The organism is Pseudomonas sp. GW456-E7 (genome assembly GCF_059424105.1).
Genome location: NZ_JBWKZB010000024.1, coordinates 74273 through 95912, shown reverse-complemented (window position 1 = coordinate 95912; position 21640 = coordinate 74273). Strand labels below are relative to the sequence as shown.

The window sequence follows — 21640 nt, the reverse complement described above, 5'->3', positions numbered from 1 at the left end:
AGCTTGCTCGCGATTGCGGTGGATCAGTCAACAGTGATGTTGAACCTGATGCCGCCATCGCGAGCAAGCTCGCTCCCACAGGGAATGTGTTGGATTGAAGGAATTAAACAGTCGGCAAGCTCGGTGCCAGCACGCCCTGACGCTTGCGATGAATCAGGAAGTACGCGCCATAGCACAGCGCAATGAAGCCAAAGCCCCAATACAACGACGGACGCTGGGTTTCATCCAGGGCCAGGAACACGAACAGCGAGCAGCACAGCGTGATGCACATCAGCGGCAAAACCGGGAACCACGGTGCGCGGTATTTCAGGTCGCTGAGTTTGCCGCCGTCACGCAGGTACGCCTTGCGGAACTTGTACTGCGCCAGGGCGATGACGATCCAGGTCACGGTGCCGGACATGCCGCTCACCGCCATCAGCACCATGAACAAGGTGTCGGCGGCGACGAAGCTGGTCATCAGCGACACCAGCGCGAAGCACAGGGTGATGCTCAGCGCCCGCAACGGCACGCCACGCTTGCTCAAGGGCGACAGGCTTTTCGGCGCCATGCCGGTTTTCGACATCGCCCACAGGATGCGCGTCGAGGCATAGAGGCCGGAGTTGCCCACCGACAGGATCGCGGTGAGGATCACGAAGTTCATCAGGTCAGCGGCGTAGGGAATGCCAACCATGTCGAACACCTGCACGAACGGGCTTTCCATCAGTCCCGCCTGCTGCCACGGCACGATGGCCGACAGCACGACAATCGCCAGCACATAGAAAATCAGCACGCGGAACACCACGTTGCGCACGGCGCGGGGAATGCTCTTTTCCGGCTGGTCGGTTTCACCGGCGGCCACGCCCATGATCTCGCAACCCTGGAACGCGTAGACCACGGTCATCATCACCGCGAACACCGCCGACAGACCGTTGGGGAACAGTGAATCGCCGATCAGGTTGGTCGCCATCGGTGCCGGTGCGCCGCTGCTCAGGGGCATCACGCCGAAGATCACCAGCACGCCGACCACGATGAAACCGAGAATGGCCGCGACCTTGATCCCCGAGAACCAGTATTCGGCTTCACCGAAAGCGCGGGTGGCCATGGCGTTGATGCCGAACAGCACCACCACGAACAACGCCGACCAGTACCAGATCGGCACCGCCGGGAACCAGCGGGTCATCAGCATGCCGGCGGCGGTGAATTCCAGGCCGACGGTGGTGGCCCAGCTCATCCAGTACACCCAGCCGATCATGAACCCGGTGGCCGGGCCGATGTATTTGGTGGCGTGGGTCTGGAACGAACCGGACACCGGCATCTGCACCGACAGTTCGCCCAGGCAGACCATCACCAGGTACATCAGGAAACCCGCGACCAGGTAAGCCAGGATCGCCCCCACCGGGCCGCCCTGGTTGATGGTCACGCCGGAGCCCATGAACAGCCCGGTGCCGATGACGCCGCCCAACGACAGCATGAAAATGTGCCGGCTCTTCAGGGCACGGGTCAGCTGGATGCCTTTTTGATCAGTGCTGCGATCAGTGTTTTCGTTCATGTCGGCACCTCAGCAGTCGAAGAGGTGCGCAGCGCATGACAGGACGTCACGGCGCAGGGAGGGATCAGCTTTACGGCAATTCATTATTATTATCTCCAATAAGCTTCGAAGACCGCGCTGCGGCGGTTGCGTCGATTATTGGAAAGCCATGTAAGTTCGCGTTGACCGTAAAGATCGAAGTTGTACAAAGTCGTAACAAATTTGTACGTCAGCTCTGCAACAGGCCTTTGAGGGTATCGAGCGAGTGCTGCAATTGCTCATCCAGCGCCGGGCTCATGCGCTGGATGTCCGATTCATCGTTGGCCAACGCCAGGGTTTCCAGCGTCCTCAAGGTGCTGGCCAAGGCCCGAAAACCCAGGGAATCGCAGCTGCCGGCCAGACGGTGCGCCAGTTGCGCGACCTCTGTGCAGTCAGCGTCGGCCATGGCTTCATGCAGCGCATCGCGGTGCTGAAGGATCGAGTCGTGCAGCACCGCCAGCAGGCCCTGGACCTTTTGCTCACCGAGCAAGGTGCGATGGGTCTGCAACAGCGGCCAGTCCATCGTTTCATCACTCGTCAGCGCCCCGGCGCTGTGAGTACGCCCTTCCAGCACCTGGCGCAGGTTTTCCAGTTTCAAGGGCTTGGCCAGGACACCGTCCATGCCGGCCTCCAGATAACCGCGCACCAGTGCCGGTTGCACGCTGGCGGTCAGGGCGAAAATGCGCGTATGACGGTTCGGCCCGTCGCTGTGGCGGATCTGCCGGCATAACTCGACACCGCTGATGCCCGGCAGATGCACGTCCAGCAACAGCAAATCGAAAACCTGCGTTGTGCAGTGTTGCAGCGCCTGCTCCGCCTCTTCGGCGAGCCACACCCGGTGGCCGTCGCGCTGCAGCAAACCCTTGGCCACTTCGCGGTTGAGCGCCACGTCTTCGACCACCAGGATATCCAGTGCCGGCCCCGCCGCCCGAACCGGCGGGGCCTCAGTCACGCCACTGGCCGGCTGCAAGGACAGCTCGAACCAGAAACAACTGCCGCGCCCCTCTTCGCTGTCCACGCCGATGCAGCCGCCCATCTGTTCCACCAGGTGTTTACAGATCGCCAAGCCCAACCCGGTGCCACCAAAACGTTGCGCGACTTCTTCGCTGGCCTGGGTGAAACGCTCGAAAATCTTCGCCTGCATCGCCGGGGCAATGCCGATGCCGTCGTCAGTGACACTGACCCGCAGCCGCTGCCCCGCCTGTTCGCCGGTTTCGCTGAGAAGGGCCACCTGGACACTGACTTCGCCGCCTTCGGTGAACTTGATCGCGTTGGCCAGCAGGTTGCTCAGCACCTGGCGCAGGAACTGCTCGGCGCCGTGGTGATGTTCGGCGATCCGCTGGTCGACCCGGCAACTGAGGATCGTGTCGTTGTTCAACGCTCGCGGTTCCAACAGCGTCAGCACTTCGTCGAGCAACTGGCGCAGTGAGAAATCCACCGGCTCGGGATGGCTGACGCCCTCCTCCAGCTTGGCGAAATACAGCACTTCATTGAGGATCGTCAGCAAGCCTTCGCCGGCCTTGTGCAAGGCATCCAGGCGCTTGCCGTCCCGGGCATCCAGGCGCGCGCCGCGCAACAGTTCGGCCATGCCGAGGATGCCGTTGAGGGGCGTGCGCAGTTCGTGGCTCATGGTCGCCAGGAACCGCGATTTGGCCAGGTTGGCCGCTTCCGCTTCATCCTTGGCGCGCATCAGGCTGGCGGTGCGGCGCTCGACCATTTTCAGCAGCTCGTCACGGTTGTCCTGCAAGGCCAGGCGATCGCTTTCACGACGCTCGATGTCGTGCAGGATCGCCCGGCGCATGTCGTCCAGGGCATGGGCGACGGTGTCGATTTCGTCGCTGCCGCGGTGCTTGTCCAGTTGCAGGGGTTCCTGCCATTCACCGGCAGCGATGCGCCGGGCGAACTCGGCCATGACTTTCAGGTGTCGGGTCACCAGGCGATAGAACAAGCCCGACAACGCCACGGCCAGACCGCAGAGAAACACCGCCATCCACAACAGGCTGGTCAAGCCGGTGGCATAGAGACGCTGGTACACCGCCCCCAGGTCGGTGCTGACCTCCAGTTCGCCCAGGTGGCGCAACGGGCCGGACGGCGGCTGATAGTCCAGGGCAAAGCGCTCGATACGCAGCGGACCGACCGGCTCGGGATTGCCCTGTATCAGGTCGAAATCGGCGCTGGTCAAGTGCACCCGCGCGACGTCGGAGAAGTCCACCAGCCCGCGCAACTGCACGTTCAACTGCTCCTGGTTCAAGTCCCACAGGCTGCGTTCCAGGCTGGCCAGATAGCCGGCGCGGATCAGTTCCATGCGCGAATCGATGTCGCGCATTTCCCGTCGATACTCGATGTACAGTTGCACGCTGCTGGCCAGCACGGTGAAGCACAGGCTGAACAATAGAATGAACAGCAACAGGCGTCGCAACAGTCCACCGGGACGCGCACGAATCATTGCGCATCCGCCGGCAGGTTGATCATGTCGCGGTAGGTCACTTCGCTTTCGTTGAGCCAGCGCTCGATGTCGCCGGCATCGACCATGCGCTGCAACTGCGCATTGATCTCGGGCATGCGATTGGCCAGGGGCGAGCGCCGCGACACGGCGACCCGCAGATAGTCCACGCTCAAGGCCCTGGGCAAGGCGACGATGTCCTGGCCGCCGGGCAGGTTTTCCACGTACAACTGGCCGGTGCGCCGCTCCTGGGTGATGAAGTCGATGCGCCCGCGAATCAGCTTGCCGAAGTTCTGGTGGCTGTCGGACACCCATTCGATGTTGTTGTTGCGCGCGACCATGCGATCGAACTCCACCCCGTAGCTCTCACCGAACAACAGGCCGCCACGGTAATGGGCCAGGTCGTCCAGCTGTTCGAATTTCACCGGGTGTTGACGGTTGATGAACAGCGCCACTTCTTCACGCAGTACCGGCACCGTCGAGAACAGCAAGCTCTGCTCCCGTTGCGCGGTGCTGTAGGCCAGCACCACATCGACCCGACCTTCGGCGGCGTCCAGCAGGCAGCGTTTCCAGTTGCCCAGCACGACCATCTCGACTTCGTACCCCAACTGACCGAACAGGTTTTTCACCACGCTCGGCGCCAGGCCACGCACCTGTTTGCCATCGCTCCAGGAGATCGGCGGGTACACCGGGTAATCGCAATAGCGAACCTTGTCCGCCGCGACGGCATGGCCGGCCACCAGCAGCGCCAGCAGGCAAAGCCATCGCGCCATCCGGTTCAGGCCGCCACGCCGGCGGTGAACAGGTAACCGGCGCCGTGAATGGTGATGATCAACTGCGGTTCGGCCGGATCGTCGTGCAACTTGCGACGCAGGCGTCCGACCAGCACGTCGATGGAGCGGTCGTTGGGCACCCATTCGCGGTTGCGGATCTGGTCCATCAATTGATCGCGGCTGAGGGTGTGGCCGCTGTTGCGCAGAAACACGCTGAGCAACTGGTATTCGCCGTGGGTCAGCAGGGTTTCGTTGCCCGATGGATCGATCAGGCGACGGCGGTCGGTGTCCAGCGCCCAATCGGCGAACTGCTTGACCGGTTTGGCCAGCGCAACGGCCGGCGGTGGTATTTGCGCATGACGTACCCGGCGAATCAGGTTTTTCGCCCGGGACACCAGTTCCCTTGGATTGAGGGGTTTGATCACATAGTCATCGGCGCCGCATTCGAGGCCGACGATTCGGTCGATTTCGTCGTTGCGCCCGGTGATCAGGATGATCCCGACCTCCGAACGCACCCGCAGCTCGCGGGTCAGGGTCAGGCCGTCCTTGCCCGGCAGGCGGATGTCGAGCATCACCAGGTCGACGGTCTGGCTGGCCAGGAAGGTTTCCGCCAGTTCCGCCGTGGCGGCGCAATGGACGTCGTAGCCTTCCTGGGACAGGTAGGCGTGCAGCAGATCGCGAATCAGCGGATCGTCATCGACGATCAGTACCCGAGGAGTCATCGCTTGGTGTCCGGCTCAGGCCCGAAGGCCAGTTTCTTATTAGAGTGTTTTCCCGCATCGGCGCCAGAGAGTATCCAGTGTTGAACAACTGATCAACAGTCGCTCGTCTGCACGCAAAACCGCTGGCGTCCACCGGCCTGCAAACCATCGACCCAGGCCTCGCAAATCTGGATGCCCTGCTCCGGGGTAAAGGTCCCGGGGTTCAGCCCGGACTCCAGCCACAGGCCATCGAGCAAGGCGCTGAGGCTGATGGCGGCGAGGTCGGCGTCGAAGTTTTCCCAGCCCTCTTCCTGGGCCAGTTCCGCCAGCACCTTGCGCAGGATGGCGCGATACTCGCCATAGGAATGGTCGTGGGCCTTGTTGATCGCCTCGGCGGTTTTCACCGCGCCCCAGAACGCCAGCCAGGCATCGATCAGTTGCGGATCGAGCAGTTCGGCGGAAAACGAACCGCGGAAAAACGCCGACAACCGCTCCCGGGCATTCGGTGCGGCCTGTTCCATGGCGTCGCGCAGCAGGGTCATGACCCGCCCGGTGATCGCCATGTAGGCCTCGGCCACCAGTTCATCCTTACCGGAATAGTGATGGCTGATCAGCCCCACCGAGACCCCGGCCTCGGCGGAAATCTTGCGGATCGACGCGCCCTGGAAGCCGTGACGCTTGAGGCACACCAGCGTCGCCTCGATCAGGTTGGCTTTGCGCAGCTCCGGTTCCATGCGGGAAAAACGGGCTTCCTGGTTCATGGGCGACACGCTCCTTGGTTCAATCGTTTGGGCCGGCGCGGGTTGGCGGCGGGCTGAACGACTGTACAGCAAGAGTGGGCCTTGTCTCCAGTCAGATGCCAGTCTGGTAGACCGTGGCGCGCCCTTCGCGAGCAGGCTCGCTCCCACAGTTGATCCCCCTGTGGGAGCGAGCCTGCTCGCGAAGGGCCAGTCCAAACAACCGAGAATCCGGATCAGTCGCGGTAACCCGGCGCCACCCGATCCAGCATCCGCAACAACGCCGCCCAGGCCAGTTGCATGGCATCCGGATCGTTCAACTCCCCTTCCTCCAACGGCCGCCCCGGATCATTGAACTGCCGCTCGGTATGCGCGCAGACCTCATGTGACGGCAAAACAACTTCACCGGCAGCTTGCGCGGCCAACTGGATTTCACAGGCTTTTTCCAGGTAGTACATGCGCAGGAACGCCTGGCTCACCGTCTCGCCAACCGTCAGCAACCCGTGATTGCGCAGCATCAGGACCGATTTGTCGCCCAGGTCCGCCACCAGCCGTTGTTGCTCGCTCAGGTCCAGCGCCACCCCTTCGTAGTCGTGATAGGCAACGCGGCCGTAGAACTCCATGGAAATCTGATTGACCGGCAACAACCCGCACTTCAACGCCGCCACCGCACACCCGGATTTGGTGTGGGTATGCAGCACGCACTGCGCGTCTTCCCGAGCGCCATGGATCGCACTGTGAATCACGAAACCCGCCGGGTTGACCGGGTACGGCGACGACTCCACCGCGTGGCCATCGAGGTCGATCTTCACCAGGTTGGATGCGGTGATTTCGTCGAACATCAGCCCGTAGGGGTTGATCAGAAAGTGATGCTCCGGCCCCGGAATGCGCACCGAGATGTGGGTGAAGATCAAATCAGTCATGCGAAAGTGCGCAATCAAGCGGTAGCAGGCCGCCAGTTCCTCACGCAGTCGCTGCTCGGTGGCGCTGCGTTCAGGGGCCAGGTGGCTGGCGATTTTATTCATTGTCGTGGTTCTCCAGGCTGATCGGCTGGGCAGACAGTAAGGCTGGACGCTTGGACACGTCCAGCCATCCGCGTTTATTTACTGGCCCAGGCGTTGAAGCGCTCTTCCAGTTCTTCACCATGATCGACCCAGAAGCCGACGTTCATCGACAGCGCGCCCTTGAGGTTCTGCGGCGCCGTAGGCACCCATTGCGCCAGCTTGTCGTCCAGCCGTGCGGCGGCCTGGATGTTGGTCGGGCCGTAAGGGATCTGCTGCACGTAGTTGACCTGGGCGTCCGGCTGATTGGCGAAGGCGATGAATCGCTTGGCCTGATCCACGTGTCTGGAGCCTTTGATGATCGCCCAGTAGTCCATGCCGTACAGGCTGCCGGGCCAGACCAGGCCGAGGTGACTGCCTTTCTGCGCGGCGTCGGCGATGCGTCCACTATAGGTCGAGGTCATCACCACGTCGCCGGCGGTCAGCCATTGCGGCGGTTGTGCGCCCGCCTCCCACCACTGGATGTAAGGCTTGAGTTCAGTGAGCTTGGCGAATGCCCGGTCCACGCCTTGCGGGGTGCCGAGTACTGTGTAGACGTCTTCGATTTTCACGCCGTCCGCCAGCAGGGCGAATTCCAGGTTGTACACCGCGCGTTTGCGCAGCCCGCGCTTGCCGGGGGTTTTCTTCACGTCCCAGAAGTCTGCCCACGAGGTCGGGGCCTGGGCCAGTTTGTCGGTGTCGTAGGCAATCGCCACGCTCCACACCAGTGCGGCGGAACCGCATTCCTGTGCCGCTTGCGGGATCAACTGGTCGGCGTGGCCCAGACGGGTCCAGTCCAGACGCTCGTACATGCCCTCCTCGCAGCCGCGCATCAGGTCCGGGCCTTCGATCTGCACCACGTCCCAGTCGACGTTGCCGGTGTCGACCATCACCTTTATCTTGGCCATCTCGCCGTTGTATTCGCTCTGGATCACCTTGCTTTGATCCACGGCGGCGAAGGGTTGAAAGAACGCCACGTCCTGGGCTTTTTGTCCGGCTCCGCCGTATCCGACCACCACCATGTCCGATGCTGCCTGAGCGCTGCCCAGGCCCATGGCCACGGACAACACCAAGGGATAAAAACCGTGCTTGAGCATGTGCGATTTCATCAAGGGTTCCTCTTGCAGGTGCCGCCCGGACAGAGGCCGGTGCAGCCCTTTTTATTGTTGTGAGGTACGGCCCGGGAGCGGGCTCGAAATGAAATTACTCCACGCCATAGTAAAAAAACAAGTTGATTTTTTACTGAAGGTAAATTTCTATAGCGCAATAATAACAACGCACAAAACCTGCTGCCTCTGTAGGAGCGAGCCTGCTCGCGATGGACCTGAGAACGCCGCGGGGTGCCAGGTACCCAGCGTTATCGTTAACGTCCATCGCGAGCAAGCTCGCTCCTACACAAGTCAGCCTGCCTGGAGTACCCGCACCATGCCGACCTCGACACCTGCCTTCGCGCACCTGTTCGAACCCCTGGAAATCCGTGGCAAGCGCCTGAAAAACCGCATCATGTCCAGCGGTCACGACACCTCGATGCCCACCGACAATCTGGTCAACGAGCAATTGATCGCCTACCACCGGGCGCGTGCCGAAGGCGGTGCCGGGCTCATCGTGCTGCAAGTGGCCGGTGTGCACGACAGTGCGCGCTACACCTCCCATGTGCTGATGGCCACCGACGATGCGTGCATCGAGGGCTACCGCAAACTGGCGCAAACCTGCCATGCCCACGGCACCGTGGTGTTGTCCCAGGTGTTCCATCCGGGGCGGGAGATCATGGAGTCCAGCGATGGCCTGCTGGCGGTGGCCTACTCGGCCTCGTCAGTGCCCAACGAACGTTTCCGGGTGATGCCCCGCGCCCTCGATCAGGCCATGATCGACGAGATCGTCGCCGGTTATGCCGCTGCCGCCCGCCGCCTGCATCAGGCCGGGATCGATGGCGTCGAAGTGGTTGCCAGCCATGGTTACCTGCCGGCGCAATTTATCAATCCGCGGGTCAACCGGCGCACCGATGGTTACAACGGCGAGTTGGATCAGCGCTTGCGCTTCCTGCGCGAAGTCATCAAAGCCGTGCGGGCGGCGACCGACGAGCAGTTCATCATCGGCCTGCGCATTTCCGCCGACGAGCGCGACCCCGAAGGCCTGACCGAAGACGAATCCCTGGCCGCCGTACAGTCACTGCAAGCGCAGCTCGACTACGTGCACATCGTCGCCGGGACTTCGGCGTCCCTTGGCGGTGCGGTGCATATCGTGCCACCCATGGCGATCGAAGCGGCGTACCTGGCCAAGGAAGCCGGGACGTTCAAGGCCGGTTTGAACATTCCGCTGTTCGTCACCGGGCGCATCAACCAGCCCCAGGAAGCCGAGCTGATTCTGGCTCGCGGCCAGGCCGATGTGTGCGGCATGACCCGGGCGCTGATCTGCGATCCGCAGATGCCCAACAAGACCGACACCGGCCGGGTCGAAGACGTGCGCGCGTGCATTGCCTGCAATCAGGCGTGCATCGGGCACTTCCACAAGGGCCTGCCGATTTCCTGCATCCAGCACCCGGAAACCGGTCGCGAGCTGATCTTCGGCGAACGCCGACAAGCGCCACAACGCAAACGCATCATGATCGCCGGCGGTGGCCCGGCCGGGATGAAAGCCGCCACCGTCGCGGCCCAACGCGGCCATGAGGTGACGTTGTACGAAGCCAGCTCGCAATTGGGCGGCCAGGTGTTGCTCGCGCAGTTGCTGCCACGGCGCAGTGAGTTTGGCGGCGCCAGCACCAACCTGCAGCGGGAAATGCAGCTGGCCGGCGTGCGCGTGGTGCGCAACACGCGGGTCGACCGGGCACTGGTGGAGCAGGAAAAACCGGACATGGTGATCGTCGCCACCGGTGCCGAGCCCTACTGGCCAAGCTTCGAGCGTGGCGGTGAGTTGCAGGTGGTGGACGCCTGGCAGGTGTTGCGCGACGAGGTACAGATCGGCCGTTCGGTGGTGGTGGTCGACTGGCGCTGCGACTGGATCGGCCCGGGCATCGCCGAGCGCCTGGTGCGTGCCGGGCATCAGGTGCAACTGGCGGTCAACGGCACCCATTGCGGGGAAAACCTGCCGCTGTACGTGCGCGATCAACTGGCCGGCGAGCTGCATAAACTGGGCGTGCCGATCACGCCGTACGCGCGGCTGTATGGCTGCGATGACAACACGGTCTACCTGCAACACACCGCCAGCGGCGAGCCGATGCTGATGGAGAACATCGATACGCTGGTGCTGTGCCAGGGTCATCAACCCGTGGACACCCTGGGCGCCGAACTGCAAGGACTGGTGGAGTTTCGCCGCATCGGCGACTGCCTGGCGCCGCGCACCGCCGAAGAAGCGATTTATGAAGGGCTGAAAGTCGCGTGGGAGCTTTAAGGCTGTTTATACTCCGGGGCTTTACATTCAAATGATCGCCCTGTGTAGGAGCTGCCGCAGGCTGCGATCTTTTGATCTTGTTTTTGAAAAGCAAGATCAAAAGATCGCAGCCTGCGGCAGCTCCTACAGGGGGTGTAGCGAAGACCCGGGTTTGGAACTGAGCATGAGCAATAACAGCAAGAAACCGTCCGAAACCGGCAGCGCCGAACCGCATTTCCTCGGCACACGCATTCGCGGCCTGCGCAAACGCCGGGGCATGACCCTGGCGGAACTGGCGCAACAGAGCGAACTCACGGCCGGCTACATCAGCCAGCTGGAGCGCAACCTCGCCTACCCGTCGATTCCGGCGCTGTTCAACATTGCCCGCAGCCTCGGTGTCACCATCCAGTGGTTCTTCGCCAGTGAAGCGGTCACCGCCCCCGAAGACGATGGCGTCGTGGTGCGCAAGAACAGCCGCCTGAACGTGCATTACGAAGACGGCATCGTCGACCAGTTGCTGACGCCACAAGCCAATCGCCAACTGGAAATGCTCCACTCACGGTTCCCGCCCGGCACCTACAGCCAGCAAAGCTACAGCCACGAAGGCGAAGAAGCCGGATTTCTGCTGTCCGGCAGCTTCGAACTGTGGGTTGGCGAACGCCATTTCCAGCTCAATGAAGGCGACAGCTTTAGCTTTTCCAGCCAGGAACCGCACCGCTACGGCAACCCCGGCGATGTGGACGCTGTGGTGATCTGGGTGATTACGCCGCCGACGTTTTAACGCCGGCCGCGCCCGATGGGCTGCGCGACACTCGCACGCTTGAGGGTGTCGCTCGGCAGTTCCTTGAACAGCGCGCGATAGCTGCTGGAAAACCGCCCCAGGTGCCAGAACGACCAGTGCATCGCCACTTCAGCCACGGTGGTTTGCGTGGGCGTGCGGCTCAGCAATTCGCGGCGGGCGCTGTTGAGGCGGCGCAGGCGCAGCCATTGGGTCGGCGCCATGCCGGTGTAGGTCTTGAACGCATGCTGCAACTGGCGCAGTGAAACCCCGGCCACCTGGGACAGTTCCAGCAGGTTGAGGTGTTCTTCCGGGGTATCCGCCGCCCATTCCCCTACCCGCTTCATGATCGCCCGCTCTCCGGCACGGCGCTGCAATGCGCCCTGGTCGAGACCGACACAGGCGTTGTCGAGAATGAACAGACAGTCTTCCAGCAATTGCTGGGTCAGCGCTTCGCGGCTCGGTGGATCGAAGGTCTGCGACAGCCGCGTCAGGGTCCCGCTGAGCCAGCGGCAGAACAGCGCGTTCTGCTGCGAGTTGAGCGGCGCCATGAACAGCCCTTCGAGCCGGGCGATGTCGAGGCTGTGGCGTTTTACGAACTCCGGCCCGAACACCACGGCGATTTCCTGATAGTTCTCCGGGGTGATCCAGATGTTGCGACTTTCGCCATTCAATACGTACAGCGCGTTGTCGCCGCGATCGAAACAGAACGACAACGAGCCCTGGGGCGCACTGAAATTCTGCTCGACCCGGGTGTTCATCGACTCTTCGTAAATCTCCACGCCCTGCAGATCCAGGTAGCGCACCAGCCCCGCGAAATGCCCCGGCGACATCTGCTGGTAATGCTGAGTCCAACCCGGTGTGGCGCGGATTTGCTCGGCGACATCGGCGGTGTTGAAGGCTTGGACCTGGAGGGCGTTGGAACCTGTCATGGGGCGACCTTACGCACTCTTTTGGTGCGCTTTGTGCTGCTTAAAGTGGATAGATGGAACCGCAAGGGTCGCCCAAGATAGACCTCAACGCGCTACAGGGGAAGTGTCCGGCGGATGAAACCGGCCTCTCCTGGCGTTAATAAAACCAATAACGAGGTCTTTATGAATGTCCCTTTCGATCAGCTGTTCACTTGGCTGAAAGATCACAAGATTACCGAAGTCGAGTGCGTTGTCAGCGACCTGACCGGCATTGCACGCGGCAAAATTGCACCGACCAACAAGTTCCTGCATGAGCGAGGCATGCGCCTGCCGGAAAGTGTCCTTCTGCAAACGGTAACCGGGGACTTTGTCGACGACGACATCTACTACGACCTGCTCGACCCGGCCGACATCGACATGGTCTGCAAGCCGGACGCCGACGCCGTCTACGTGGTGCCATGGGCCATCGAGCCGACCGCCATCGTGATCCACGACACCTTCGACAAGTTCGGCAACCCGATCGAGCTGTCGCCGCGCAACGTGCTGAAGAAAGTCCTGCAGCTGTATACCGACAAAGGCTGGCGGCCGATTGTCGCGCCGGAAATGGAGTTCTACCTGACCCAGCGCTGCGAAGACCCGGACTTGCCACTCAAGGCGCCGATGGGCCGTTCGGGCCGTGCCGAAAGCGGTCGCCAGTCGTTCTCCATCGACGCGGCCAACGAATTCGATCCGCTGTTCGAAGACGTCTACGACTGGTGCGAACTGCAAGGCCTGGACCTCGACACGCTGATCCACGAAGACGGCCCGGCGCAGATGGAAATCAACTTCCGTCATGGCAACGCACTGGACCTGGCCGACCAGATCACCGTGTTCAAGCGCACCATGCGTGAAGCGGCGCTCAAGCACAACGTGGCGGCAACCTTCATGGCCAAGCCGGTCGGCGACGAGCCTGGCAGCGCCATGCACATTCACCAGAGCGTGGTGGACATTGCCACCGGCCAGCCGATCTTCGCCGATGCCGATGGCAACATGAGCGAGCTGTTCCTGCATCACATCGGTGGCTTGCAGAAGTACATCCCGAAAGTGCTGCCGATGTTCGCGCCGAACGTCAACTCGTTCCGCCGCTTCCTGCCGGACACCTCGGCACCGGTGAACGTCGAATGGGGCGAAGAAAACCGCACCGTCGGCCTGCGCGTACCGACGTCCAGCCCGGACGCCATGCGCGTGGAAAACCGCCTGCCGGGCGCCGACGCCAACCCGTACCTGGCCATCGCCGCCAGCCTGCTGTGCGGTTACCTGGGCATGGTCGAGCGCATCGAGCCGAGTGCCGCGGTACAAGGCCGCGCTTATGAGCGTCGTAATCTGCGCCTGCCGATCACCATCGAAGACGCCCTGACCCAGATGGAAGAGTGCGACACCATCAGCCGCTACCTGGGCAGCAAGTTCGTACGGGGCTATGTCGCGGTCAAACGCGCCGAGCACGAGAACTTCAAGCGCGTGATCAGTTCGTGGGAGCGTGAGTTCCTGATGCTCAGCGTCTGAGATCTTCACCGTCCGTAATGGCCCCATCGCGAGCAAGCTCGCTCCCACATTTGAAATGCGTTCCCCTGTGGGAGCGAGCTTGCTCGCGATGAGGGCCGACAGAACACCAAAAAATCGCCTGAAGAATCCAATAATTCCAAGAAGGTATCGATATGCGTCTATTGAAATCCGTGGTCCCGGCCGCGCTGGCGGTTCTGTTCAGCGCCATTGCCCAGGCTCAACCCCAGGTCAGTGTCTACAACTGGACCGACTACATCGGCGAAACCACCCTCGCCGACTTCCAGGCCAAGACCGGGATCAAGGTGATCTACGACGTTTTCGATTCCAACGAAACCCTGGAAGGCAAGCTGCTTGCCGGTCGCACCGGGTATGACGTGGTCGTGCCGTCGAACCACTTCCTCGCCCGCCAGGTAAAGGCCGGCGCGTTCCTCAAACTGGATCGCGAACAGTTGCCGAACTTCAAGAACCTGGACCCGAAACTGCTGGCTTTGCTTGAGAAAAACGATCCGGGCAACGCCCATTCGGTGCCCTACCTGTGGGGCACCAACGGCATCGGCTACAACGTCGACAAGGTCAAGGCCGTACTGGGCATCGACAAGATCGACTCCTGGGCCGTGCTGTTCGAACCGGAAAACATCAAGAAGCTCAGCGCCTGCGGCGTGTCGATGATGGACTCGGCGGACGAAGTGTTCCCGGCGGTCCTCAACTACATGGGCATGGACCCGCGCAGCGAAAACCCCGAAGACTTCAAGAAGGCCGAAGCCAAGCTGCTGCAGATCCGTCCCTACATCACCTACTTCCACTCCTCCAAGTACGTCTCGGACCTGGCCAACGGTGACATCTGCGTGGCGTTCGGTTACTCGGGCGACGTGTTCCAGGCCGCCAACCGCGCCAAGGAAGCCAACAACGGCGTGAACATCGCCTACGCCATTCCCAAGGAAGGCGCCAACCTGTGGTTCGACCTGCTGGCCATCCCCGCCGACGCCAGCAATCCGAAAGAAGCCCACGCCTTCATCAACTACCTGCTGGACCCGCAAGTGATTGCCAAGGTCAGCGCATCGGTCGGCTACGCCAACCCGAACCCGGCCGCCAAGCAGTACATGGACCCCGAGCTGGTCAGCAACCCCGAGGTGTATCCGCCCCAGGAAGTCCTCGACAAACTCTACATCTCCACCACGCCGCCACAGTCGATCATGCGCCTGATGACCCGCTCGTGGAGCAAAGTGAAGTCCAACAAATGAATCAGTACACCCAGGAACACACCCACTCCTATTACGCGGCGTCCGCCAAGGGCATGAGGCAACGTCCCGCGCTGGCCTCGGACCTGGTGGCCGATGTCTGCGTGGTCGGTGCGGGTTTCACCGGCATCAACACCGCCATCGAACTGGCCCAGCGCGGGCTCTCGGTGGTCCTGCTGGAGGCCCGGCGGATTGGCTGGGGCGCCAGCGGGCGCAATGGCGGCCAGTTGATACGCGGCATCGGCCATGACGTCAGCGGCTTTGCCAAACATGTCGGCGCCGAAGGCGTGCAGTACCTGGAACAGGCCGGGGTCGAATCGGTGCAAGTCGTGGCCCATCGTATCCGCGAACACGGCATTGATTGCGACCTGCGCTGGGGCTTCTGCGAACTGGCCAACACCCCGGCACATTTTGCCGGGCTGAAGGCCGAACACGCCGAACTGCTCGAGTCCGGTTACGCCCATGAAACGCGCCTGATCGAACCTGGCCAGATCCGCGAGCACGTGGTGGACTCCGGCGTTTACGCGGGCGGCCTGGTCGACATGGGCTCGGGCCACCTGCATCCGCTGAACCTGGCATTGGGCGAAGCGCAAGTCGCCGAGTCCCTTGGCGTGCAGATCTTCGAGCAAAGCCCGGTGCTGGAGTTGATCCACGGCAGCACGGTGCAGGTGCGCTGTGCCGGTGGCACCGTGCGTGCGGCCACACTGGTGCTCGCTTGCAATGCCCATCTGGAAGAACTGGAACCGAAGCTCAGCGGCAAGGTACTCCCGGCGGGCAGCTACATCATCGCCACCGAACCCTTGTCGGAAGACGCCGCCCGGCAACTGATCCCGCACAACGTCGCGCTGTGCGACCAGAAAGTCGGCCTGGATTACTACCGGCTCTCGGCTGACCGGCGTCTGTTGTTCGGCGGTGCCTGTCATTACTCGGGGCGCGACCCGGCGGATATCGCTGCCTACATGCGCCCGCAGATGCTCAAGGTGTTCCCGCAACTGGCCAAAACGCGCATCGACTATCAGTGGGGCGGCATGATCGGCATCTCGGCCAACCGCTTCCCGCAGGTCGGGCGCCTGAGCCAGCACCCGAACGTGTTCTACGCCCAGGGCTACTCCGGCCATGGCCTGAACGTGACCCACTGGTGCGCGAAATTGTTGGGCGAAGCGATCCATGCCGGACACAGCAAAGGCTTCGACGTGTTCAGCGCCGTGCCGCACATGACCTTCCCCGGCGGACGCGCCCTGCGCTCGCCGCTGCTGGCCCTTGGCATGTTCTGGTATCGGATGCGGGAAATGCTGGGTTGACACAATCCTCCAGAAAGGCAGATTCATCCTGTGGGAGCGAGCCTGCTCGCGAAGACGGTTTAGCAGCCAGAGAATGGGCTACCTGATAAACCGCTTTCGCGAGCAGGCTCGCTCCCACAATGCTTTGGGCAACATCCGGTACGCCCTCCATCCCCTTGTTTCGACTTTCGATTTGCTCAATCGCGAGGCACTTCTATATTGAGGGGGTGCTCTGAATTTCCTGCCTCTTGTTGAGCTTGACCCATGGCAACTACCGATCAGCTGATCATCTGCGAGCACTGCGACAGCGTTTACCAGAAAGTCACGCTCGCCAAACATCAGAAAACCTTGTGTACGCGCTGCGGCGGCGTGCTGCAGCGCTATAACGGCCTGACAGTGGAACAGCGTCTGGCACTGACCTTCACCGCATTGATGCTGTGGATTTTCGCCAATTTCTATCCAGTGATGAGCATCAGCCTCAAAGGCTCGAAGCACAGCGCCACCCTCTGGGACTCGGTGCTGGCCCTGAGCCTGGGGCCTATCACCTTCATCGCCATGGTGGCGGCGATCGCCATGATCATCGCGCCGATTTTCCAGTTGTTGCTGCTGATCTGGGTGCTGGGCTTCGCACTGGCCGGACAACGCTCACCGGGCTTCAAGCTCTGCATGCGCTGGCTGGAAACCCTGAGGCCCTGGAGCATGCTCGAAGTCTGCCTGCTGGGCGCCATGGTCGCCGTGATCAAACTCGCCGGACTGCTTGATGTGCTGCCCGGTATCGGGTTGTTTGCCCTGGCCGTGTTGAGCCTGATGATGATCCGCATCGCCGGGCGCGACATCCGCGAACTATGGGACATTGTATGAGCACGCCTCCGTACGCCGACGAGCTCAACCTGTGCCTGTGTCACACCTGCGGCCTGGCTTGCGACATGACTGGCGAACCTCACGAATGCGAGCGTTGCGGTGCGCCGCTGCACCGGCGCAAAACCAATTCGCTGACCCGCACCTGGGCCTACATGATCGCGGCCCTGGTGTTTTACATCCCGGCCAACCTGTTGCCGGTGATGAACACCGAAATGGTCGGCCATGGTGCCGACAGCACGATCATGAGCGGCGTGCTGGAGTTCTGGGAAGCCGGGGCCTGGGACATCGCCCTGATCATTTTCATTGCCAGTATCGCGGTGCCGGGCATCAAGTTCGTCGCCATCACCTTGCTGCTGGTCACCGTGCAACGCGACAGCGAGTGGGCACGCAAAGAGCGTTCGACGCTGTACCGCTTCGTCGAGGTCATCGGCTACTGGTCGATGCTCGATGTGATAGTCGTGGCTCTGGTGGCCTCGCTGGTGAAATTCCAGGCCCTGGCCGACATCGAGCCGCGCCTGGGCATTCTGTTTTTTGGTCTGGTTGTGGTGTTCACCATGCTCTCGGCAATGAGTTTCGATCCACGCATGATCTGGGATAAAGAGCGGGAAAACCCACACAATGAGGAGGTCACGGATGAAGTCGCAAGCCACTGACGGGCCGCAAGCCCCTGGGCAGGCACCGATCAAGACCCGCCGTTTCAGCGTTTCGCTGGTCTGGATCGTGCCGATCGTCGCGGTGCTGGTGGGTATTTCGCTGGTGGTTCACAGCATTCTGCAGCAAGGCCCGACCATCGTTGTCACGTTCAAGACAGGGAGCGGCCTGACCGCCAATAAAACCGAGGTCAAGTACCGTAATGTGGTGATTGGCCAAGTCTCGGATGTAGAACTGAGCGATGACCAGAAGAGTGTCAACGCCACCATCAAGCTGGCCAAGCAGGCCGAAAGCTTTACCCGCGAGGATTCGCAGTTCTGGGTCGTGCGACCGCGCATTGGCGCGGGTGGCGTGTCCGGTATCGATACGCTGCTGTCGGGCGATTACATCGGTGCCGATATCGGCCAGGCCAACGGCCGGGCAAAACGCTTCACGGGGCTGGAAAACCCGCCGCCCATCACCTACGGCGAGCCGGGCAAGCGCTTCACCCTGTTCACCCAGGACCTGGGGTCACTGGATATCGGCTCCCCGGTCTACTACCGCAAGATCCCGGTGGGTCAGGTGGTGGCCTACGCGCTGGACCCGGATGGCAAAGGCGTGAACATCGAGCTGTTCATCCACGCCCCCAACGACAAGTACGTTACCGAAAACACGCGTTTCTGGAATGCCAGTGGCATTGACGTGAACGTCGGTGCCAACGGCTTTGCGGTCAAGACCGAATCGTTGTCCTCCCTGCTGGTGGGCGGCATTGCCTTCCGCGCACCCGACTACAGCCCAGGCGATAAACCGGCCGCTGCGGAATACGCCTACGAACTGTTCGACGACCAGCAAACCGCCCTCGCCCCACCAAACGGCAAGCCGCAGTACCTGGCCATGCGCTTCGACCAGGCAATGCGCGGGCTCAAGGTCGATGCGCCGGTGGAGTTCCTCGGTGTGGAAATCGGCAAGGTGGTGTCGGTCAATCTGGATTACGACGAGAAGCTTCGTTCCTTTCCGGTCAACGTCGGCATCGTGATTTACCCGCAACGCCTGGGCAGGGCGCACGACAAGATGCTCAAGGCGCTCAATCATGACCCCAATGACGAAGCGGGTGGCGTACGTCTGATCGGCACCTTTATCGACAACGGCCTGCGTGCCCAGGCGCGCACGGGCAACTTCCTGACCGGCCAGTTGTACATCGCCCTGGACTTCTACCCCAAGGCAGAAAAAGTCGCTTTCGATGCAACGGCGCGCCCGGTCATGATTCCAACCATTGCTGGCAGCCTCGAGCAATTGCAGGAAAAACTCGAAGCCATGGTCGACAAGATCAACAAACTGCCGATCGAGCGAATCGCCGGCAATCTCGATGGCAATCTCGTCGAGCTGCGCAAGGGCATGATGCAATTCAACGGCAAGATCCTGCCTGGCGTGCAAACCACGCTGTCGGACTTCAGCAAGACGATGGAAACCGCCAATACGACCTTGCAATCCGCCGGTTCGACCTTGGCCGCCGACTCGCCGCAACGGGAAAAACTGGATCAGACCCTGGATGAACTGGGACGCACGTCGAGATCCTTGCGTGATCTATCGGATTACCTGGGACGGCATCCGGAATCGCTGCTTCGCGGCCGCCCGAACAATGCCCCGCCCATCGATCTGCAAGGGCCACCGCGCAATTGAGCACAGGAGCAACACCCATGGCTTTTCCGCTGAAATTCACAGTGTTCACCGCGTTGTTGCTGCTCGCCGCTTGCCGCAGTGACCCGATTCAGTTCCACACCCTGACCCCCGCCCAGGTGGGCGATCATTCCAGGACCACCGTCGGGGTGATCCAGGTCGAGACGCTAAGCTTGCCGCCCCAAGTCGATCGTGCGCAGATCGTCATTCGCGAGGGCAACAGTGGCCTGGCGATCCTCGAAACCCATTGGTGGGGCGCAACCCTCGTGGACGAATTGAGCAGTGCGCTGGCCGATCAACTGAGCAACAGTCCCGTACAGGGCAAGTATTCGGTGCGGGTCGATGTGCAGCGCTTTGACTCTGTCCCCGGCCAGTACGCGCTGATGGACGTGATATGGCGTCTGCGCAGCGCCGAGCCAGGCGACAGGAAACAGGTGATTTGCCGCAGCACCTTGCAAACGCCGTCAGGCGCAAGCGTCGATGAGCTGGTACTTGCCCACCAAAACAACATCAAACGCCTGGCCGCGCTGATCAGCCAGGCGGCCACCCGACCCCAGGCGAGTTGCCCTTCGTCCTGAAGGCCATCCATCGCCAGCAAGCTGGGTCCTACAGTTTCAGCGTGGGCACGGCCCCTTGGAGCTGGCGCAGCCTGCGATCTTATGGCGGTTTCGGGATTGCTTGAGATCAAAAGATCGCAGCCTGCGGCAGCTCCTACAGAGTCCATCGCCAGCAGGCTGGCTCCTACAGTAGTTTCAGCGACCCGTTCCTCGGCACATCGGCAATCACCAAGCTATCCTTTCGCAATCCCGATGAACTCCGCGCGGGCCCAGTAGCAACTGGCATCGGGTGATTGAAAAATGGCAGCCGTGGGCAGCGTCACATGCTGATCGATGACATCGTTTGATCGAAGAGTCGAACCACAGTGGACACAGTGCTGCTAATCTGAATGAAAATTACATGTATTAACGATTTTTTTGACGTTATTTTCTCATTTGGATCTCTACATTCCCTGCAATTCCAGACATGCAAATGATTCGCATTGGTTAACTGGCGTTTCACTGCGCATGACTTTCAAAAAATGCACCAGGAGCAGCCCGCAGAATGATTCCCAAAATCCCTTCGTTCTTGAAAAAAGCCCTGCTGGCCACCGCTTTGCTGAGCGTTGGCCAGGTCTATGCTGCCGACTCCGTCGGCATCGTGGTGTACAACGCGCAACATGCAGGCCTGACCAAGGCCTGGGTCGAGGGCTTTACCCAGGAAACCGGTATCCCTGTCACCTTGCGCAACGGCGATGACACCGAAATGGGCAATCAGATCGTGCAGGAAGGCGCGTCCTCCCCAGCAGATGTATTCCTGACCGAAAACTCCCCCGCCATGGTGCTGGTCGACAACGCCGGGCTGTTCGCACCTGTCGATAAAGCCACACTGGAGCAGGTCGACCCGGCTTACCGTCCGGCCCACGGCAAATGGGTCGGGATCGCCGCGCGCTCCACGGTGTTTGTGTACAACCCGAGCAAACTCTCGGAAACCAACCTGCCGAAATCGATCATGGACCTGGCCGACCCGAGCTGGAAAGGTCGCTGGGGCGCATCGCCAGGCGGTGCTGACTTCCAGGCCATAGTCGCCGCCATCCTGCAGCAGAAGGGTGAAGCCGCCACGCTGGATTGGCTCAAGGGGATGAAAACCAACTACACCAGCTACCGTGGCAACAGCGCGGTGCTCAAGGCGGTGAATGCCGGGCAGATCGAAAGCGGTGTGATCTACCACTATTACAGCCTGGTGGATCAGTCCAAGACCGGGGAAAACAGCAAGAACACCGCCCTGCACTATTTCAAGCACAAGGACCCGGGCGCTTTTGTCAGCATCTCCGGCGGCGGTGTCCTCGCTTCCAGCCAACACAAGGAACAAGCCCAGGCGTTCCTCAAGTACATTACCGGCAAGGACGGCCAGGCTGTGCTGAAGAACGGCAAGTCGTTTGAATACGCCGTCGGCAAAGGCGCTGAATCCAACCCTAAACTGGTGCCTCTGAATCAGCTCGATGCGCCGACTGTCGATGCTTCAAAACTCGACAGCAAAAAAGCCGTGGAGCTGATGACACAGGCTGGACTGCTCTAATT

General features: G+C 61.5%; 18 protein-coding genes. 10 read left to right on the top strand and 8 right to left on the bottom strand.

Annotated features, from left to right (window positions below; translation table 11 throughout):
* Nucleotides 1-103 precede the first annotated feature (103 nt).
* The 7 genes from AC07YV_RS16935 to AC07YV_RS16905 form a co-directional block, all read right to left on the bottom strand.
* Nucleotides 104-1528 (bottom strand): amino acid permease, encoded by a 1425-nt coding sequence (locus tag AC07YV_RS16935; RefSeq protein ID WP_102700084.1) that lies wholly within the window; start codon nt 1526-1528, stop codon nt 104-106.
* 208 nt (nt 1529-1736) lie between these two features.
* A complete protein-coding gene (locus tag AC07YV_RS16930; RefSeq protein ID WP_102700083.1) occupies nt 1737-3992 on the bottom strand; it encodes an ATP-binding protein in 2256 nt (751 codons plus the stop codon).
* Nucleotides 3989-4762: a substrate-binding periplasmic protein gene (locus AC07YV_RS16925; protein WP_102700082.1), complete on the bottom strand. Its 774-nt coding sequence runs from the start codon at nt 4760-4762 to the stop codon at nt 3989-3991. The genes AC07YV_RS16930 and AC07YV_RS16925 overlap by 4 nt, the downstream gene beginning before the upstream one ends.
* A 5-nt stretch (nt 4763-4767) precedes the next feature.
* A complete protein-coding gene (locus AC07YV_RS16920) occupies nt 4768-5484 on the bottom strand; it encodes a response regulator (protein ID WP_102700081.1) in 717 nt (238 codons plus the stop codon).
* A gap of 92 nt (nt 5485-5576) precedes the next feature.
* A complete protein-coding gene (locus AC07YV_RS16915; RefSeq protein WP_007974341.1) occupies nt 5577-6224 on the bottom strand; it encodes a TetR family transcriptional regulator C-terminal domain-containing protein in 648 nt (215 codons plus the stop codon).
* A 212-nt stretch (nt 6225-6436) separates the two neighbouring features.
* The gene (locus AC07YV_RS16910; protein ID WP_102700080.1) at nt 6437-7225 is read right to left on the bottom strand and encodes a class II aldolase/adducin family protein; all 789 of its coding nucleotides are present in this window, start codon (nt 7223-7225) and stop codon (nt 6437-6439) included.
* A 74-nt stretch (nt 7226-7299) separates the two neighbouring features.
* The gene (locus AC07YV_RS16905) at nt 7300-8349 is read right to left on the bottom strand and encodes an ABC transporter substrate-binding protein (RefSeq protein WP_102700079.1); all 1050 of its coding nucleotides are present in this window, start codon (nt 8347-8349) and stop codon (nt 7300-7302) included.
* Between the two features lie 316 nt (nt 8350-8665).
* On the opposite strand from AC07YV_RS16905, the gene AC07YV_RS16900 reads away from it, so the two are divergent.
* Nucleotides 8666-10627 carry an oxidoreductase gene (locus tag AC07YV_RS16900; protein WP_102700078.1) on the top strand — a complete coding sequence of 654 codons (1962 nt, stop codon included), beginning with the start codon at nt 8666-8668 and terminating at the stop codon, nt 10625-10627.
* Between the two features lie 163 nt (nt 10628-10790).
* A complete protein-coding gene (locus AC07YV_RS16895) occupies nt 10791-11387 on the top strand; it encodes a cupin domain-containing protein (protein ID WP_102700077.1) in 597 nt (198 codons plus the stop codon).
* Here the strand turns inward: AC07YV_RS16895 and AC07YV_RS16890 are convergent.
* Nucleotides 11384-12316, bottom strand: coding sequence for a helix-turn-helix domain-containing protein (locus tag AC07YV_RS16890; protein ID WP_102700076.1), 933 nt, complete (start codon nt 12314-12316; stop codon nt 11384-11386). The genes AC07YV_RS16895 and AC07YV_RS16890 overlap by 4 nt on opposite strands.
* Nucleotides 12317-12478: 162 nt before the next feature.
* Here AC07YV_RS16890 and AC07YV_RS16885 point away from each other — a divergent pair, with 162 nt between their 5' ends.
* The 8 genes from AC07YV_RS16885 to AC07YV_RS16850 all read left to right on the top strand — a co-directional run bounded on the left by AC07YV_RS16885 (nt 12479) and on the right by AC07YV_RS16850 (nt 21638).
* The gene (locus AC07YV_RS16885) at nt 12479-13837 is read left to right on the top strand and encodes a glutamine synthetase family protein (RefSeq protein WP_007974329.1); all 1359 of its coding nucleotides are present in this window, start codon (nt 12479-12481) and stop codon (nt 13835-13837) included.
* 152 nt (nt 13838-13989) lie between these two features.
* The gene (locus AC07YV_RS16880) at nt 13990-15078 is read left to right on the top strand and encodes a polyamine ABC transporter substrate-binding protein (RefSeq protein WP_102700075.1); all 1089 of its coding nucleotides are present in this window, start codon (nt 13990-13992) and stop codon (nt 15076-15078) included.
* Nucleotides 15075-16376, top strand: coding sequence for an NAD(P)/FAD-dependent oxidoreductase (locus AC07YV_RS16875; protein ID WP_102700074.1), 1302 nt, complete (start codon nt 15075-15077; stop codon nt 16374-16376). The genes AC07YV_RS16880 and AC07YV_RS16875 overlap by 4 nt, the downstream gene beginning before the upstream one ends.
* A 243-nt stretch (nt 16377-16619) precedes the next feature.
* Nucleotides 16620-17216, top strand: coding sequence for a paraquat-inducible protein A (locus tag AC07YV_RS16870; protein ID WP_102700072.1), 597 nt, complete (start codon nt 16620-16622; stop codon nt 17214-17216).
* Nucleotides 17213-17869: a paraquat-inducible protein A gene (locus AC07YV_RS16865; protein WP_102700071.1), complete on the top strand. Its 657-nt coding sequence runs from the start codon at nt 17213-17215 to the stop codon at nt 17867-17869. Before AC07YV_RS16870 ends, AC07YV_RS16865 begins: the two co-directional genes overlap by 4 nt.
* Nucleotides 17850-19526 carry a PqiB family protein gene (locus AC07YV_RS16860; RefSeq protein WP_102700070.1) on the top strand — a complete coding sequence of 559 codons (1677 nt, stop codon included), beginning with the start codon at nt 17850-17852 and terminating at the stop codon, nt 19524-19526. The genes AC07YV_RS16865 and AC07YV_RS16860 overlap by 20 nt, the downstream gene beginning before the upstream one ends.
* Before the next feature lie 17 nt (nt 19527-19543).
* Nucleotides 19544-20101, top strand: coding sequence for a PqiC family protein (locus AC07YV_RS16855; RefSeq protein ID WP_102700069.1), 558 nt, complete (start codon nt 19544-19546; stop codon nt 20099-20101).
* A 523-nt stretch (nt 20102-20624) separates the two neighbouring features.
* Nucleotides 20625-21638 (top strand): iron ABC transporter substrate-binding protein, encoded by a 1014-nt coding sequence (locus AC07YV_RS16850; RefSeq protein WP_102700068.1) that lies wholly within the window; start codon nt 20625-20627, stop codon nt 21636-21638.
* Nucleotides 21639-21640 lie beyond the last annotated feature (2 nt).

Coding starts and splice junctions, on each gene's coding strand:
- AC07YV_RS16930 (WP_102700083.1), bottom strand. CDS start 3,992: ATGATTCGTGCGCGTCCCGGTGGACTGTTGCGACGCCTGTTGCTGTTC.
- AC07YV_RS16860 (WP_102700070.1), top strand. CDS start 17,850: ATGAAGTCGCAAGCCACTGACGGGCCGCAAGCCCCTGGGCAGGCACCG.
- AC07YV_RS16855 (WP_102700069.1), top strand. CDS start 19,544: ATGGCTTTTCCGCTGAAATTCACAGTGTTCACCGCGTTGTTGCTGCTC.
- AC07YV_RS16850 (WP_102700068.1), top strand. CDS start 20,625: ATGATTCCCAAAATCCCTTCGTTCTTGAAAAAAGCCCTGCTGGCCACC.
- AC07YV_RS16910 (WP_102700080.1), bottom strand. CDS start 7,225: ATGAATAAAATCGCCAGCCACCTGGCCCCTGAACGCAGCGCCACCGAG.
- AC07YV_RS16900 (WP_102700078.1), top strand. CDS start 8,666: ATGCCGACCTCGACACCTGCCTTCGCGCACCTGTTCGAACCCCTGGAA.
- AC07YV_RS16895 (WP_102700077.1), top strand. CDS start 10,791: ATGAGCAATAACAGCAAGAAACCGTCCGAAACCGGCAGCGCCGAACCG.
- AC07YV_RS16920 (WP_102700081.1), bottom strand. CDS start 5,484: ATGACTCCTCGGGTACTGATCGTCGATGACGATCCGCTGATTCGCGAT.
- AC07YV_RS16885 (WP_007974329.1), top strand. CDS start 12,479: ATGAATGTCCCTTTCGATCAGCTGTTCACTTGGCTGAAAGATCACAAG.
- AC07YV_RS16935 (WP_102700084.1), bottom strand. CDS start 1,528: ATGAACGAAAACACTGATCGCAGCACTGATCAAAAAGGCATCCAGCTG.
- AC07YV_RS16875 (WP_102700074.1), top strand. CDS start 15,075: ATGAATCAGTACACCCAGGAACACACCCACTCCTATTACGCGGCGTCC.
- AC07YV_RS16865 (WP_102700071.1), top strand. CDS start 17,213: ATGAGCACGCCTCCGTACGCCGACGAGCTCAACCTGTGCCTGTGTCAC.
- AC07YV_RS16890 (WP_102700076.1), bottom strand. CDS start 12,316: ATGACAGGTTCCAACGCCCTCCAGGTCCAAGCCTTCAACACCGCCGAT.
- AC07YV_RS16880 (WP_102700075.1), top strand. CDS start 13,990: ATGCGTCTATTGAAATCCGTGGTCCCGGCCGCGCTGGCGGTTCTGTTC.
- AC07YV_RS16915 (WP_007974341.1), bottom strand. CDS start 6,224: ATGAACCAGGAAGCCCGTTTTTCCCGCATGGAACCGGAGCTGCGCAAA.
- AC07YV_RS16925 (WP_102700082.1), bottom strand. CDS start 4,762: ATGGCGCGATGGCTTTGCCTGCTGGCGCTGCTGGTGGCCGGCCATGCC.
- AC07YV_RS16870 (WP_102700072.1), top strand. CDS start 16,620: ATGGCAACTACCGATCAGCTGATCATCTGCGAGCACTGCGACAGCGTT.
- AC07YV_RS16905 (WP_102700079.1), bottom strand. CDS start 8,349: ATGAAATCGCACATGCTCAAGCACGGTTTTTATCCCTTGGTGTTGTCC.